This is a genomic window from Streptomyces sp. NPDC052012 (assembly GCF_040689265.1).
Lineage (GTDB): Bacteria > Actinomycetota > Actinomycetes > Streptomycetales > Streptomycetaceae > Streptomyces.
The window spans coordinates 648784-662562 of record NZ_JBFAXA010000001.1; the positions used below are offsets into that span (position 1 = coordinate 648784).

The 13779-nt window shown below is 72.7% G+C and carries 17 protein-coding genes; 11 read left to right on the plus strand and 6 right to left on the minus strand.

The annotated features are described in order from the left end of the window. The first annotated feature begins 35 nt into the window (after positions 1–35). Together AB0412_RS02935 and AB0412_RS02940 are read left to right on the plus strand one after the other, a co-directional pair. Positions 36–857, plus strand: coding sequence for an ABC transporter permease (locus tag AB0412_RS02935; RefSeq protein ID WP_366400655.1), 822 nt, complete (start codon positions 36–38; stop codon positions 855–857). Positions 858–891: 34 nt separating this feature from the next. Further along, the gene (locus tag AB0412_RS02940) at positions 892–1623 is read left to right on the plus strand and encodes an AAA family ATPase (RefSeq protein ID WP_366400656.1); all 732 of its coding nucleotides are present in this window, start codon (positions 892–894) and stop codon (positions 1621–1623) included. Positions 1624–2119: 496 nt separating this feature from the next. On the opposite strand, the gene ybaK is transcribed toward AB0412_RS02940, so the two are convergent. The 4 genes from ybaK to AB0412_RS02960 all read right to left on the minus strand — a co-directional run bounded on the left by ybaK (position 2120) and on the right by AB0412_RS02960 (position 6164). Next, entirely contained in the window at positions 2120–2623 is a 504-nt protein-coding gene (ybaK, locus tag AB0412_RS02945) for a Cys-tRNA(Pro) deacylase (protein ID WP_366400657.1), read from the minus strand. Between the two features lie 11 nt (positions 2624–2634). After that, positions 2635–3375 carry an LON peptidase substrate-binding domain-containing protein gene (locus AB0412_RS02950; protein WP_366400658.1) on the minus strand — a complete coding sequence of 247 codons (741 nt, stop codon included), beginning with the start codon at positions 3373–3375 and terminating at the stop codon, positions 2635–2637. 11 nt (positions 3376–3386) lie between these two features. Further along, positions 3387–4430, minus strand: a complete 1044-nt coding sequence (locus AB0412_RS02955; RefSeq protein WP_366400659.1) for a hypothetical protein — start codon at positions 4428–4430, stop codon at positions 3387–3389. 156 nt (positions 4431–4586) lie between these two features. Continuing rightward, positions 4587–6164: an oxidoreductase gene (locus tag AB0412_RS02960; RefSeq protein WP_366400660.1), complete on the minus strand. Its 1578-nt coding sequence runs from the start codon at positions 6162–6164 to the stop codon at positions 4587–4589. Positions 6165–6355: 191 nt separating this feature from the next. On the opposite strand from AB0412_RS02960, the gene hisD reads away from it, so the two are divergent. The 8 genes from hisD (at position 6356) to hisF (ending at position 12172) form a co-directional block, all read left to right on the plus strand. Then, positions 6356–7681, plus strand: a complete 1326-nt coding sequence (hisD, locus tag AB0412_RS02965) for a histidinol dehydrogenase (RefSeq protein ID WP_366400661.1) — start codon at positions 6356–6358, stop codon at positions 7679–7681. After that, entirely contained in the window at positions 7678–8784 is a 1107-nt protein-coding gene (locus AB0412_RS02970; RefSeq protein WP_366400662.1) for a histidinol-phosphate transaminase, read from the plus strand. The genes hisD and AB0412_RS02970 overlap by 4 nt, the downstream gene beginning before the upstream one ends. Continuing rightward, positions 8781–9374: an imidazoleglycerol-phosphate dehydratase HisB gene (hisB, locus tag AB0412_RS02975; protein ID WP_260829293.1), complete on the plus strand. Its 594-nt coding sequence runs from the start codon at positions 8781–8783 to the stop codon at positions 9372–9374. Before AB0412_RS02970 ends, hisB begins: the two co-directional genes overlap by 4 nt. A gap of 88 nt (positions 9375–9462) precedes the next feature. Then, positions 9463–9621, plus strand: a complete 159-nt coding sequence (locus AB0412_RS02980) for a hypothetical protein (RefSeq protein WP_366400663.1) — start codon at positions 9463–9465, stop codon at positions 9619–9621. A gap of 1 nt (position 9622) precedes the next feature. Beyond that, positions 9623–10264 carry an imidazole glycerol phosphate synthase subunit HisH gene (gene hisH / locus AB0412_RS02985; protein WP_366400664.1) on the plus strand — a complete coding sequence of 214 codons (642 nt, stop codon included), beginning with the start codon at positions 9623–9625 and terminating at the stop codon, positions 10262–10264. Continuing rightward, positions 10264–11007, plus strand: a complete 744-nt coding sequence (gene priA, locus AB0412_RS02990; protein WP_366400665.1) for a bifunctional 1-(5-phosphoribosyl)-5-((5-phosphoribosylamino)methylideneamino)imidazole-4-carboxamide isomerase/phosphoribosylanthranilate isomerase PriA — start codon at positions 10264–10266, stop codon at positions 11005–11007. Before hisH ends, priA begins: the two co-directional genes overlap by 1 nt. Next, a complete protein-coding gene (locus AB0412_RS02995; RefSeq protein ID WP_366400666.1) occupies positions 11004–11402 on the plus strand; it encodes a Rid family hydrolase in 399 nt (132 codons plus the stop codon). Before priA ends, AB0412_RS02995 begins: the two co-directional genes overlap by 4 nt. A 14-nt stretch (positions 11403–11416) precedes the next feature. Beyond that, positions 11417–12172: an imidazole glycerol phosphate synthase subunit HisF gene (gene hisF / locus AB0412_RS03000; protein ID WP_366400667.1), complete on the plus strand. Its 756-nt coding sequence runs from the start codon at positions 11417–11419 to the stop codon at positions 12170–12172. Positions 12173–12184: 12 nt separating this feature from the next. Here the strand turns inward: hisF and AB0412_RS03005 are convergent, their stop codons facing one another. Together AB0412_RS03005 and AB0412_RS03010 are read right to left on the minus strand one after the other, a co-directional pair. Continuing rightward, the gene (locus AB0412_RS03005) at positions 12185–12583 is read right to left on the minus strand and encodes a VOC family protein (protein ID WP_366400668.1); all 399 of its coding nucleotides are present in this window, start codon (positions 12581–12583) and stop codon (positions 12185–12187) included. Positions 12584–12610: 27 nt separating this feature from the next. Next, complete coding sequence (locus AB0412_RS03010; protein WP_366400669.1) at positions 12611–13246, minus strand: TIGR03085 family metal-binding protein; 636 nt, start codon at positions 13244–13246, stop codon at positions 12611–12613. Positions 13247–13329: 83 nt separating this feature from the next. On the opposite strand from AB0412_RS03010, the gene hisI reads away from it, so the two are divergent. Further along, positions 13330–13773 carry a phosphoribosyl-AMP cyclohydrolase gene (hisI, locus tag AB0412_RS03015; protein WP_366400670.1) on the plus strand — a complete coding sequence of 148 codons (444 nt, stop codon included), beginning with the start codon at positions 13330–13332 and terminating at the stop codon, positions 13771–13773. Positions 13774–13779: the final 6 nt, after the last annotated feature.

Sequence of the window (13779 nt, forward strand, 5' to 3'; positions counted from 1 at the left end):
CGACCCAACCTCCGAGCGAAGGGGAGCAGCACGACGTGAGTGTCGTACCCGCCGATGTTCTGCCGGGCGGCGTCCTGGCCGTGGAGGAGACCGCCGCCCCGCCGGCCGAGCTCGGCCCGCGGGCCCGGCTGTGGCCCTCGCTCGCGGCCGTGTACCGGGCGCAGCTGTCCCGGGCGCGGGTGGCGCGCATCCCGCTGCTGTTCGTGGCGACCTTCCAGTCGATCGGGATCATGATCCTGATGCGCGGGGTCGTCGACGGCGGCGGTGAGGCGCAGGCGGTGGTCGCCGGGTCGTCGGTCCTGGTCGTCGCCTTCGTCGCGCTCAACCTGCTCGCGCAGTACTTCGGCCAGCTGCGCGGGAGCGGCGGGCTCGACCACTACGCCACACTGCCGGTGCCGCCGGCGGCGGTGGTGCTGGGGGCCGCGGGCGCCTACGCGTCGTTCACCGTGCCGGGGACCGTGGTCACCGCCGTCTTCGGCTGCGTGCTGTTCGGGCTGCCGCTGGCGCACCTGTGGGTACTGGCCGCGGTGATCCCGCTCGCGGGGGCTGCGCTGGCCGGGCTGGGCGCGGCGCTGGGGCTGCTCGCGCCGCGGCCGGAACTGGCGACGCTGCTCGGGCAGCTGGGCATGTCGGCGGCGCTGCTGCTGGGTGTGCTGCCGGCCGAGCGGATGCCGGAGGCGGTGCGCTTCGCGCGGGATCTGCTGCCGTCGACGTACGGGGTCGAGGCCTTCGCGCGGACGTTCGGGGCGGATCCCGACTGGGCGTTCGTGCTCGGTGACCTCGCGGTGTGCGGGGCGGTCGGGGTGCTCTCGCTGGGCGTCGCCACGTGGGCGTACCGCAGGGCCGCCGTCCGGTGACGCGTCGCCGGACGGTGCCTGGCACGATGGCAGGGTGAGCGCACCTCTGACACCACCACCGCCTCCGCATGAACACTCCTCGCACGACGGGTGGCGGCAGCAGCCGCCGTCGTCTCCGTCCGCCGGGCCCGTCGCGGCTGCGTCACCGAAGGACGCCGGGGCGGGGTACCCCGGGCAGGCCGGGCATGCCGGGCACGGCTGGTACGGGCAGGACGGTCCCGGGATGAAGACGGAGCTGCGGGAGGCCGCCGTGACGGCGGTGTCGGTGGCGCTCGGCGGGGTGCTGCTGGGGGTTCTGTGGTGGTGGCTGGCGCCGCGCGTGCCGTTGGTGGGGGACGTGACGGGCGACAACTGGGTCGTCTACCTCAAGGACACCGAGGGTGAGCAGGCGGTGGGCGTCGACGGGACGTTCACGCTGCTGGCGCTGGGGTTCGGTGCGGTGAGCGCGCTGGTGGTGTTTCTGCTGCGGCGGCGTGGGGGTGTGCCGCTGGTGGTCGGGCTGGCGGTCGGGGCGCTGCTGGGGTCGCTGCTGGCGTGGCGGGTCGGGGTGTGGCTGGGGCCGCCGGAGGATGTGATCGCGCAGGCGCGTGAGGTCGGCAAGGGGGTCACCTTCGACGCGCCGTTGAAGCTGGGGGCGAAGGGGGCGCTGCTGGCGTGGTCGTTGTCGGCGCTGGTGCTGCACCTGGGGTTGATGGCGCTGTTCGGCCCGCGGGACCCGGAGCACTTTCCGCCGCCGGAGCCGTACGTTCACCGACCGGAGGCCTGACCGGTCACCCGGGGTAGGTGTCGGTCGGGGGCAGGTCGCGCAGCCCGGCGCTAGCGGGGCACCGTCCGCGCCCACCCGTGCCGCCCTGCGGCACGTCTGCCCGCGGGAGGGTCGCGGGATGGCGGGCGCGGTTGCCCCGGGATGGGTGGCGTGCTGCCGGCGTCCGCGCCCCGCCGCCGACCCTGGGACACCTCCCAGGTCCTAAGGCTCTGGGGGAGGCGCGGCTGTCCGCGGGATGGACGCGGGGATGGGCGGGCGCGGCTGCCCGCGGGATGGGTGGGGCCGGCTGTTTGCGGGGAGCGGGCCCGCGGTGGGCGTGGCCGTCCGGGGGAGCGCGGATATGGCCGGCGTGCCGCGCTGCGGTCGCCGGGGAAAGCGCCCTACGCCGGGCGGCGGCCGTGGTTCGCTCGGCCCTTTTTCGTGCGCCACCTGCGTTTGCGGGTCCTCTTCGACATGTTCTTTCTCATTAGTCGAGGAAGAGGCCGGCGTCGAGGGGTTACGCGCGGGCGACGGGGGCGAGGACCGCCGAGGTCAGCTTGGCCAGTGTGTCCGGGGCCAGTTCGACCTCCAGGCCCCTGCGGCCCGCCGAGACGCAGATGGTGGTGTGGGACAGTGCCGACTCGTCCAGGACCGTCGGGAGCTTCTTGCGCTGGCCCAAGGGTGAGATGCCGCCGCGGACGTAGCCAGTGGTGCGTTCGGCCAGCGCCGGGTCGGCCATCGCGGCGCGCTTGCCGCCCACCGCCGCCGCCAGCGCCTTCAGATCCAGCTGGCCCGCGACCGGGACCACCGCCACCGTCAGGCCGCCGTCGACGTCCGCCACCAGCGTCTTGAAGACGCGGTCCGGGGAGACGCCCATCGCCTCGGCCGCCTCCTCGCCGTAGGAGGGGTGGGAGGGGTCGTGGTCGTACGAGTGGAGCGTGAACGGGACCCCCGCGGCCGTCAGGGCCACCGTCGCGGGCGTGCCGCCGGACTGCTGCTGCTTCTTGGACTTCTTCGCCATCGGGGCAGACCTCAGTTGAGACTCGTCGGGCCGCGCGTCAGCTCGAACGCCGGCAACGACGGCAGGCTACGGATGATCGCGGTCTCCGTGCGAAGGAGTTTCAGCTCGTCGCGGAGCCGGGACGCGGTGTCCGGGGCCTGCAGCAGCCGCTGCTTCGTCGGCGTGTCGAGCATCATCGCCGCGGCGACCAGATAGGACACGACGCCCGGCTCGTCCGGCAGGTCCGCGCCCGTCGCCAGCGACCGCTCCCGCGCGCCCGCCAGCCGCTTCTGGTACTGCCGGAACGCCCGCAGCACCCCCTCCGCGAGCGCCCCGGCCTCCTCACCGGGCTCCTCGGCCACCGGCTCCAGCTCCGCCGTGAGAAACGGCCCGGAGGCGTCCACCGACAGCAGCCGCACCCGGGTCGTCCCGGTGGCGAGCACCTCGAACGTGCCGTCGGCCCGCTCCCGGATCGTCGCCGCGTCGGCCACACAGCCCACCTTGTAGAACGCCTTGCCGGGGTCCGTGCCGAAGCCCGCCGCCGGGCCGCGCTCGGGCAGGGCCGTCGGATCGGGCATGCCGGGGGAGCTCGGCGCGACCTCGTGGCCGTCACGGATCGCCACGACGGCGAACCGGCGTGGTTCGTCGTCGGGCGTCTTCAGCAGCTCGCGCATCATGGCGCGGTAGCGCTCCTCGAAGACGTTGAGCGGAAGCACGAGCCCCGGGAACAGCACCGAGTTCAGGGGGAAGAGCGGGAGCCGGACGGTGGTCACGACGCAAAAGCCTAATGGTCGCCGAAGCGGACGCGTCCGCCCTGTTCACTGAGTGGATGGCCCGGGGTGCGGCCGGAGGCCACCGCCGCCCCCACCTCCCGGCGCACGTCCAGGAACCGGCCCAGCGGATCGTCGGCGTCCCGGTCCCAGGGGAAGGACGTGGCGTACGGGCCGGTCAGGCGCAGCTGTTCCAGCGCGTCCGGCCGGCGGTCCAGCCGGACCAGGACGTACGTCAGCAGATTGCGCAGTTCGGCCGGCCAGGGGTGGCTCGCCGGAAGCCGCGCGGACAGAGCGGCGGCACGGTCGGCCGCCGCCCCCAGCCGTTCGAGCGGCACCCGGGGGCCGCAGCCGTCGGTGAGATAGCCGAAGGCGGCCCGCAGGGGCAGCGCCTGGGTGAGCGAGTCGTCCGGCGCGTCCTGGGCGGCCAGGTCGGCGAAGTCGAAGCACTCGCGGTGCGAGCCGTGCCAGGAGGACGCTAGATACCGCAGGGCCGCCACGTGACAGCCGTAGTGGTGCGGGGCGCGGCGGACGGCCGCCGCCCACAGCTCCTCGAAGTACGTGTGGCCGGCGCGTGCGCCACGGGCGTGGTCCAGGGCGAGCCGCCAGGGCACCGGGTCGCGGTTGTCCGCCTTGGCCGCCGCCGTGATCAGCGGGCTCACCTCGCGCAGCAGCTCCGCCCGCGCGGGGGAGTCCCAGGCGCGGTCCACGGCCACCTGGGCATGGACCAGCAACCCGTCAGGGTCGTGCGGGGCGAGGCTCCGCCAGGCGTCCAGCCAGTCGGGCCGCGAGCGTGCGAAGGCGGCCAGCCGCCGTACGTACCGGTCGCGGTGCTCCCAGGCGCCGGTGTGCCGGGTGGCGGCGAGCAGGTCGGCGGCGGGGGCGTGGTCGCCGTGCGCGGCGCCCACCAGCGCCGGGCCCAGCGCGTCGTCGGGCGCGTCGAGCAGCACCTCGTCGTCGGCGGGCAGCACGGCGGTGACGACGGGCGCTGTGGCCGTCTTTCCTCGCCCCCGGGATGTGCGGGTGAACGCGTGCAGCAGAGCCATGGTGCCGACCATTGAAAGTCCGCTGGTCACAGCCACGCCAGAGGCATCGCGGAAGTCATGGAAAGTTGTACGGCGGCCGGTCAAGGGCGAGTAAAACAACATCGCCGGGGCGGGCCTGCCGCCCGGGACACCGGAGACCGGGACACCCGACACCGGGACACCCCCTAGCTAGTTCCGCCGCAGCGTTCGCGTCGCCCCCGCCGCCACCGTCGTCGCCAGGATCCAGCCGAGCAGGACGAAGGCCGCCGAGAGCCACTGCCAGCCGCCGCTCAGCTGCCAGAAGCCCACCTGGCCCAGGTCGATGACCGGCAGCAGCAGGTCCAGGGCGAACAGGGACGGGTTCCAGGCCGGGTGCTCGCCGGCCTTGAGCGGCGGATGGTCGGCGCGGGCGAAGGCCACCGACCCGGCGGCCCACAGCACCGCCATCCACACCGCCGCCCGGCCCGGCCGGTACCCGTAGGCGACGGTCCAGTCCTGGACGTAGCCCCACAGCTTGGCCGCGAGCGGCAGGCTCTCGCGGCGGCGGCGCTGCTTGGCCAGCAGGACCTCGCGGGCGTCCTCGTCCTCCCCGCCCGCCCGGAGCACGGCGGCCAGCCGCTCGTAGGGCTCCGGGTGGTACTCGGCGCTCGCCGCCGCCACCCACTCCAGGCGCTCGGACAGCGGGAACGGCCCGCGCGGCACCAGGTTCTCGTAGGTGAAGCCGCCCATCTGCAGCCGGCCGGGGCCGGGCCAGCTGTCCGCCCGGTCCATCAGGTTGACCACCCGCGCCCCCGACAGGACCACCTGGCCGCGCGCCGGCCGCTCCCCGAGGAAGCGCAGCTCGGGCGTCTGCACCCGGCGCAGCGACAGCTCCTGGTCGTCGGTGAAGGTGAACCGGGCCCGCTCGAAGTCGACCGCGTCCCCGAACCGCCCGTCGTCCAGGCGCACCCCGCCCTGGCACTCGAAGCGCTGGATCCGGGTCCCGCGGGCCGGGGTCATTCCGCTTCTGGCCTGCGCGCCGAGCCCCGCCGGGGTCAGATACAGCGAGCGCTCCACGGTCAGCTGCGGCGCGTTCAGCGCGTGCCGGGTGTGCGTGTTGAGCAGGCGGGCGCCGCGCAGGCTCAGCGAGACGCCTATCGTGGCGCTGCGCAGGCTCAGCTCGCCGTGCGACTGCAGCAGCTCAGCCTGGAGGTCCTGGCCGACGGTCATGCCGTCCCCGGCGATCGAGCGGCCGCTGCGGTCGCGGTGCACGACCGCCTGGTTGAGCAGCAGGTCCGTGCCGATCCGGGCGTCGGTGAGGCGTATGCCCCCCAGGAAGCGGCAGCGCGGCAGATGCAGATCGCCCTCGGTGTGCAGCCGGGCGGCCTCCAGACGCGGCACCGAGCAGTCCACCAGCCGCACCGTGGTGAAGCGGGCCTCCGGCAGCAGCACGTCCCGCTCGAAGCGGCAGCCGCGCATCTCCACGTACGGCACGACGGTGCCGCCGGCCAGGTCCAGCGTGCCGCTGACGAGCACACCGACCAGCTTCAGGGAGGAGACCCGGCCGGCCAGCGCGGGCGGGCCGTCCAGGAGCAGCCAGCACACGACACGCGCCCGCACGGTCCGCTCGGGCCCCCAGGGGTGGCCCCCGTGCGGATCGTCGACGACCGTGTCCCCGCTGCTCAGGTCGTACACGCTGCCGTCGCGGAACGCCTCCCACATCCCCGCCTCCACGGCGGTCAGGTCCCGCGGCGGCTCCCCGGCGCCCGGTCCTGCCCCTGCGGCCACGGCTTCCCCCTCCTCCCCAGATACCCGCGGGTTCATCTCTTCGTACAGCCGTTCTGCCCCGTGCGGTGACCGCTTGAACACGGAAAGTGAAGTCGATCGGGCCGGCATGCGCGGACGGTCACCGGCGGCGCGCGTATCAGCCATTGGAACGGGCGGACGGCACACCGCACGGGTCTGAGAGAATTGAGCACGTGATCTCCCGAATCGATCTGCGCGGCGACGCCCTCCCCGAGGGCCCCGCCCTGCGCGACCTGCTGCCCCGAGCCGACTTCGACGTCGCGGCCGCCCTGGAGAAGGTGCGTCCCATCTGCGAGGCCGTGCATCATCGTGGCGACGCGGCGCTGATCGACTTCGCCGAGAAGTTCGACGGCGTACGGCTGGAATCCGTCCGTGTCCCGGCGCAGGCCCTCGCCGACGCCCTGGAGCAGCTGGACCCGGCCGTGCGCGCGGCCCTGGAGGAGTCGATCCGCCGGGCCCGGCTCGTCCACCGCGAGCAGCGCCGCTCCACCCACACCACCCAGGTCGTCCCCGGCGGCACGGTCACCGAGAAGTGGGTGCCCGTCGACCGCGTGGGCCTGTACGCGCCCGGCGGCCGGTCGGTCTACCCGTCGTCCGTGATCATGAACGCCGTTCCGGCCCAGGAGGCCGGGGTCCCGTCGATCGCGCTGGCCTCCCCGGCGCAGGCCGAGTTCGGCGGACTGCCGCACCCGACGATCCTCGCCGCGTGTGCCCTGCTCGGCGTCGACGAGGTGTACGCGGCCGGTGGCGCCACCGCCGTCGCGATGTTCGCGTACGGCACCGAGTCCTGCCCGCCCGCCACCATGGTCACCGGCCCCGGCAACATCTGGGTCGCCGCCGCCAAGCGCTACTTCACCGGGAAGATCGGGATCGACGCCGAGGCCGGCCCCACCGAGATCGCGATCCTCGCGGACTCCACGGCCGACCCGGTGCACGTCGCCTCCGACCTGATCAGCCAGGCCGAGCACGACCCGCTGGCCGCCGCCGTCCTCGTCACCGACTCCGTCGAGCTCGCGGACGCGGTGGACAAGGAGCTGGAGCCGCAGGTCGCGGCCACCAAGCACATCGAGGACCGGATCGTCCCGGCCCTCAAGGGCCAGCAGTCCGCCGTGGTGCTCGTCGACGGCATCGAGGAGGGCCTGCGTGTGGTCGACGCCTACGGCGCCGAGCACCTGGAGATCCAGACCGCCGACGCCGCCGCCGTCGCCGACCGGGTGCGCAACGCGGGCGCGATCTTCGTCGGCCCCTGGGCCCCGGTGTCGCTCGGCGACTACGCGGCCGGCTCCAACCACGTCCTGCCCACCGGCGGCTGCGCCTGCCACTCCTCGGGCCTGTCCGTGCAGTCCTTCCTGCGCGGCATCCACATCGTCGACTACACCGAGGACGCCCTGGCCGACGTCGCGCACCATGTGGTGACGCTGGCGGAGGCGGAGGATCTGCCGGCGCACGGCGCGGCGATCAAGGCGAGGTTCGGCTGGAAGGTACCCGAAGGCAAGTGACAGGCATTGACGATCTCCCCGTACGGGACGAGCTGCGCGGCAAGTCCCCCTACGGCGCGCCCCAACTCGACGTGCCCGTACGGCTGAACACCAACGAGAACCCCTACCCGCTGCCCGAGCCGCTGGTCGAGCGGATCGCCGAGCGGGTGCGCGAGGCCGCCCGCGGTCTCAACCGCTACCCCGACCGGGACGCGGTGGAGCTGCGCACGCGCCTGGCCGAGTACCTGACGAAGACCTCCGGTCACCGGGTCGGCGTCGAGAACGTCTGGGCGGCCAACGGCTCCAACGAGGTCATCCAGCAGCTGCTGCAGACCTTCGGCGGGCCGGGCCGTACCGCCATCGGCTTCGAGCCCTCGTACTCGATGCACGGCCTCATCGCGCGCGGCACCGGCACCGGCTGGATCTCCGGACCCCGGAACGACGACTTCACCATCGACCTCGCCGCCGCCGAGAAGGCGATCGCCGAGAACCAGCCCGACGTCGTCTTCATCACCACCCCCAACAACCCCACCGGCAACGCGGTCCCGCCCGAGACGGTCCTCGCGCTGTACGAGGCCGCGCAGGCGGCCAAGCCGTCGATCGTGGTCGTGGACGAGGCGTACATCGAGTTCAGCCACGGCGACTCGCTGCTGAGGCTGCTCGAGGGCCGCCCGCACCTCGTCGTCTCGCGCACCATGTCGAAGGCGTTCGGCGCGGCCGGGCTGCGCCTCGGCTATCTCGCCGCGCACCCGGCGGTGGTGGACGCCGTCCAGCTGGTCCGGCTGCCCTACCACCTCTCGGCGGTCACCCAGGCGACCGCGCTGGCCGCCCTCGAACACACCGACACGCTGCTCGGCTACGTGGAGCAGTTGAAGGCCGAGCGGGACAGGCTGGTCGCCGAACTGCGCGCGATCGGCTACGAGGTGACCGAGTCGGACGCCAACTTCGTGCAGTTCGGCCGGTTCGAGAACGCCCACGAGACCTGGCAGCAGATCCTCGACCGGGGCGTCCTGGTCCGGGACAACGGCGTACCGGGGTGGCTGCGGGTCACCGCCGGCACCCCGGAGGAGAACGACGCGTTCCTCGACGCGGTACGGGACATCAAGAAGGAGCAGAGCGCATGAGCCGCACAGGACGCGTGGAGCGCATCACCAAGGAGACCTCGGTCCTGGTCGAGATAGACCTCGACGGGACCGGGAAGACGGAGATCTCCACCGGGGTCGGCTTCTACGACCACATGCTCGACCAGCTCGGCCGGCACGGTCTGTTCGACCTGACCGTGAAGACCGAGGGCGACCTGCACATCGACTCCCACCACACCATCGAGGACACCGCCCTCGCGCTGGGCGCCGCCTTCAAGCAGGCGCTCGGCGACAAGGTGGGCATCTACCGCTTCGGCAACTGCACGGTCCCGCTGGACGAGTCCCTCGCCCAGGTCACCGTCGACCTGTCCGGCCGCCCCTACCTCGTGCACACCGAGCCCGAGAACATGGCGCCGATGATCGGCGAGTACGACGTGACGATGACCCGGCACATCCTGGAGTCCTTCGTCGCCCAGGCCCAGATCGCGCTGCACGTGCACGTGCCCTACGGGCGCAACGCGCACCACATCGTGGAGTGCCAGTTCAAGGCCCTCGCCCGCGCCCTGCGCTACGCGTCCGAGCGCGACCCGCGAGCGGCCGGCATCCTCCCCTCCACGAAGGGTGCGCTGTGAGCGACGCACGCGCGGCCGCCGGGCCGCGGACGACGACGATGGCCGGGCCTCTGCGGCGCGCGGGCGGAGAAGCGAACGGAGGGACACGGTGAACGGGCTGTCGACCGTACTGATCGTGGTCGGGCTGTTCTTCGTCGGCGGGATCATCTCCTTCGTCAAGCAGAAGATGCCCACGAGCCTGATCGTGCTGCTGTCCATCGGCGCCGCGATGTGCCTCGTCGCGGGCGTCCTCAGGCTGGAGGTGTGAGGTGAGCAGCACCAAGAAGGTCGTGGTCTTCGACTACGGCTTCGGCAACGTCCGTTCCGCCGAGCGTGCCCTCGCCCGCGCGGGAGCCGACGTCGAGATCACCCGCGACTTCGACAAGGCCATGAACGCCGACGGCCTGCTGGTGCCCGGCGTCGGCGCCTTCGCCGCCTGCATGCAGGGGCTCAAGGAGGCGCGTGGCGACTGGATCGTCGACCGCCGGCTGGCCGGCGGCCGCCCGGTGATGGGCATCTGCGTCGGCATGCAGATCCTGTTCGCCCGCGGTATCGAGCACGGCGTCGAGACCGAGGGCCTGGACGAATGGCCCGGCACGGTCGGCCCGCTCGAGGCCGACATCGTGCCCCACATGGGCTGGAACACCGTGGACATCGCGCCCGGCTCCGAGCTGTTCGCCGGCCTGGACGCCGACGCCCGCTTCTACTTCGTGCACTCCTACGCCGTCCACGACTGGCAGCTTCAGGCGCACAACCCGGCGATGCAGGCGCCCAAGGTCACCTGGTCCACGCACGGCAAGCCGTTCGTGGCGGCCGTGGAGAACGGCGCCCTGTGGGCCACCCAGTTCCACCCCGAGAAGTCCGGCGACGCCGGTGCCCAGCTGCTGACCAACTGGATCGGAACCCTCTGATGCCCGACTCGATGTCTTCCGCCAAGCTCGAACTCCTGCCCGCCGTCGACGTCCGCGACGGCCAGGCCGTCCGCCTGGTGCACGGCGAGTCCGGCACCGAGACCTCCTACGGTTCCCCGCTCGAGGCCGCCCTCGCCTGGCAGCGCTCGGGCGCGGAGTGGCTGCACCTGGTCGACCTGGACGCCGCGTTCGGCACCGGCGACAACCGGGAACTGATCGCCGAGGTGACCCGGGCGATGGACATCAAGGTGGAGCTGTCCGGCGGCATCCGCGACGACGAGACCCTCGCCGCCGCCCTCGCCACCGGCTGCACCCGCGTCAACCTCGGCACCGCCGCCCTGGAGACCCCCGAGTGGGTCGCCAAGGTCATCGCCGAGCACGGCGACAAGATCGCCGTCGGCCTGGACGTCCGCGGCACCACCCTGCGCGGACGCGGCTGGACCCGTGACGGCGGCGACCTCTACGAGACGCTGGAGCGCCTCAACTCCGAGGGCTGCGCCCGCTACGTCGTCACCGACATCGCCAAGGACGGCACCCTCCAGGGCCCCAACCTGGAGCTGCTGAAGAACGTCTGCGCCGCCACCGACCGCCCGGTCGTGGCCTCCGGCGGCGTGTCCTCGCTGGACGACCTGCGCGCCATCGCGGAGCTGGTGCCGCTCGGTGTCGAGGGCGCGATCGTCGGGAAGGCCCTGTACGCGAAGGCGTTCACCCTGGAAGAGGCCCTGGAGGCTGTGTCGTCATGACGTCCGATGCCGTACGGCGCGTGCAGAGCGAGAACCCCTGGGAAGAGTCGTTCGGTTTTGCACGTGCCGTCGCGGCGGGGGACCGTGTCCTGGTGGCGGGCACGACCGCGTTCAAGGGCGATGTGCTCCACGGCGACGGCGACCCGTACGAACAGGCCAAGGTCGCCTTCACCAACGCGCTGGAGGCCATCGGCGAGTTCGGGCTCGGCATCGAGTCCGTGATCCGCACGCGCGTGCACCTCGCCCACGCCCGGGACGTCGACGCGGTCGGCCGGGCCCACAAGGAACTGTTCGACCGGGTGCGTCCGGTCACGACCGTGCTGGTGGTCGAGGGCTTCGTCGACTCCCGCGTACTGGTCTCCGTCGAACTCGAAGCATTCCGAGGAAACCCCTAAGGAGCCGTGACCTCATGACCCTGGCGGTCCGAGTCATCCCCTGCCTGGACGTGGACAACGGCCGGGTCGTCAAGGGCGTCAACTTCCAGAACCTGCGCGACGCGGGCGACCCCGTCGAGATGGCCAAGGTGTACGACGCCGAGGGCGCCGACGAGCTGACGTTCCTGGACATCACCGCCTCGTCCGGCAACCGGGAGACGACCTACGACGTGGTGCGCCGCACCGCCGAGCAGGTCTTCATCCCGCTGACCGTGGGCGGCGGTGTACGCACCGCCGAGGACGTCGACAAGCTGCTGCGCGCGGGTGCCGACAAGGTCGGCGTCAACACCGCGGCGATCGCCCGTCCCGAGCTGATCCGCGAGATCGCGGAGCGCTTCGGGCGGCAGGTGCTGGTCCTGTCGGTCGACGCCCGCCGCACCGAGGGCGGCACCTTCGAGGTCACCACCCACGGCGGCCGGCGCGGCACCGGCATCGACGCGGTCGAGTGGGCGCACCGGGCCGCCGAGCTGGGGGCGGGCGAGATCCTGCTCAACTCCATGGACGCGGACGGCACCAAGGACGGCTACGACCTGGAGATGATCACCGCGGTCCGCAAGCACGTCACGGTCCCCGTGATCGCCTCCGGCGGCGCCGGCAAGCTCGCCGACTTCCCGCCCGCGGTCGCCGCGGGCGCCGACGCGGTCCTGGCCGCCTCCGTCTTCCACTTCGGCGACCTGCGCATCGGCCAGGTGAAGGACACCCTGCGCGAGGCGGGCCACCCCGTGCGCTGACGCCAGGGCCTCCTAACCCACCGGCTGGGCCAGCTGGACCAGGTTGCCCACCGTGTCGTCCAGGACGGCCGCGAGCACCGGCCCCCGCTCCTGGGGGTCCTGCACGAAGTGGACGCCCTCCCCGCGCAGCCGTTCGTACTCCGCGCGCAGGTCGTCCACGGAGAAGACGATGGCGGGCAGCCCGGCCTCCCGCACCGCCCTGCGATACGGCTCGGCGATGGGCCCCTGGCCGGGCTCCAGCAGCAGCTCCAGATCCGGCTGCGCCCCGTCCCGCGCGCCCACCGTGACGAACAGCGTGCCCCCGCCCAGATCCATCCGGGTGCGGGTCTCGAAGCCGAGGACATCGGTGTAGAAGGCGTGCGCCTTGGCCACGTCGTCCACGTACACGCTGGTCATGGCGACCTTGATCATGAGGGGGCCTTTCGGGTCGTACGGCGATCAGATCCCGAGCTGCTTGGTCTCGTGCAGCTTGGCGATCGCGTCCTCGTCGCCCTCCAGCTCGACCTTGGCCGCGCTCTGCCGGCCATAGGCGAACAGCACCAGCTCCGACGGCTCACCGGTCACGGTGACCACCGGGGTGCCCCGGCGGGCCACCGCCGTCTGCCCGTCCGGGCGGCGCAGCACCAGGCCCGTCGGCACACCCCGGCCCATCAGGCGGGCCGTACGCTCCAGCCGCGCCCACAGCGCGTCCTGGAACACCGGGTCCAGCTCCCGCGGAGACCAGTCGGGCTGGGCCCGGCGGACGTCCTCCGTATGGACGTAGAACTCGACGATGTTGGACAGCTCGTCGACCTGCTTCAGGGAGAACGGCGAGAAACGCGGCGGGCCGGTACGGATGAGCTGGATCAGCTCCTCGTACGGCTTGTCGGTGAACTCCGCCATGACACGGTCCAGGCGCGGCGCCAGCTGCTTGATCAGCATGCCGCCGGCGGCGTCCGGGCGGCGCTCACGCACCACCACGTGCGCCGCGAGATCCCGGGTTGTCCAGCCCTCGCACAGGGTCGGGGCCTCGGGGCCGGCGGTCTCCAGCAGATCGGCCAGGAGAAGTCGTTCACGCTTCGCATGGGTCGACATGCCTGCCAGCCTACGGCCGCCCCACCGGTCCGGACAGTGGACGCGATCCGGGCAGACCCGCCCGGCGCGGCACAATGGTCCGCATGACCAGCACGCCCGCCCGTCGCCCGGCCACCGCCCCTCACGGAGGCGCTTCGCGCCACAGTGCTCCATCCAGCGGCCTCGATCCGGAGATCGCCGCGCGGCTCAAGCGCAGCCCCGACGGCCTCCTGCCCGCCATCGCCCAGCAGTACGACACCGGGGAGGTGCTGATGCTGGGCTGGATGGACGACGAGGCGCTGCACCGCACGCTCACCACCGGCCGCTGCACCTACTGGTCGCGCAGCCGCCAGGAGTACTGGGTCAAGGGCGACACCTCGGGCCACGTCCAGTGGGTGAAGTCCGTCGCCCTGGACTGCGACGCGGACACCGTGCTGGTCAAGGTCGACCAGACCGGCGCCGCCTGCCACACCGGCGCCCGCACCTGCTTCGACGCCGACGTGCTGCTGAAGGACGCCGGTACCGGCGTATCCGACCCGGATCAGTAAGGTCTG

Coding starts and splice junctions, on each gene's coding strand:
- AB0412_RS02955 (WP_366400659.1), bottom strand. CDS start 4,430: ATGGTCGGCACCATGGCTCTGCTGCACGCGTTCACCCGCACATCCCGG.
- hisI (WP_366400670.1), top strand. CDS start 13,330: ATGACCAGCACGCCCGCCCGTCGCCCGGCCACCGCCCCTCACGGAGGC.
- hisF (WP_366400667.1), top strand. CDS start 11,417: ATGACCCTGGCGGTCCGAGTCATCCCCTGCCTGGACGTGGACAACGGC.
- AB0412_RS02995 (WP_366400666.1), top strand. CDS start 11,004: ATGACGTCCGATGCCGTACGGCGCGTGCAGAGCGAGAACCCCTGGGAA.
- AB0412_RS03005 (WP_366400668.1), bottom strand. CDS start 12,583: ATGATCAAGGTCGCCATGACCAGCGTGTACGTGGACGACGTGGCCAAG.
- ybaK (WP_366400657.1), bottom strand. CDS start 2,623: ATGGCGAAGAAGTCCAAGAAGCAGCAGCAGTCCGGCGGCACGCCCGCG.
- AB0412_RS03010 (WP_366400669.1), bottom strand. CDS start 13,246: ATGTCGACCCATGCGAAGCGTGAACGACTTCTCCTGGCCGATCTGCTG.
- priA (WP_366400665.1), top strand. CDS start 10,264: ATGCCCGACTCGATGTCTTCCGCCAAGCTCGAACTCCTGCCCGCCGTC.
- hisB (WP_260829293.1), top strand. CDS start 8,781: ATGAGCCGCACAGGACGCGTGGAGCGCATCACCAAGGAGACCTCGGTC.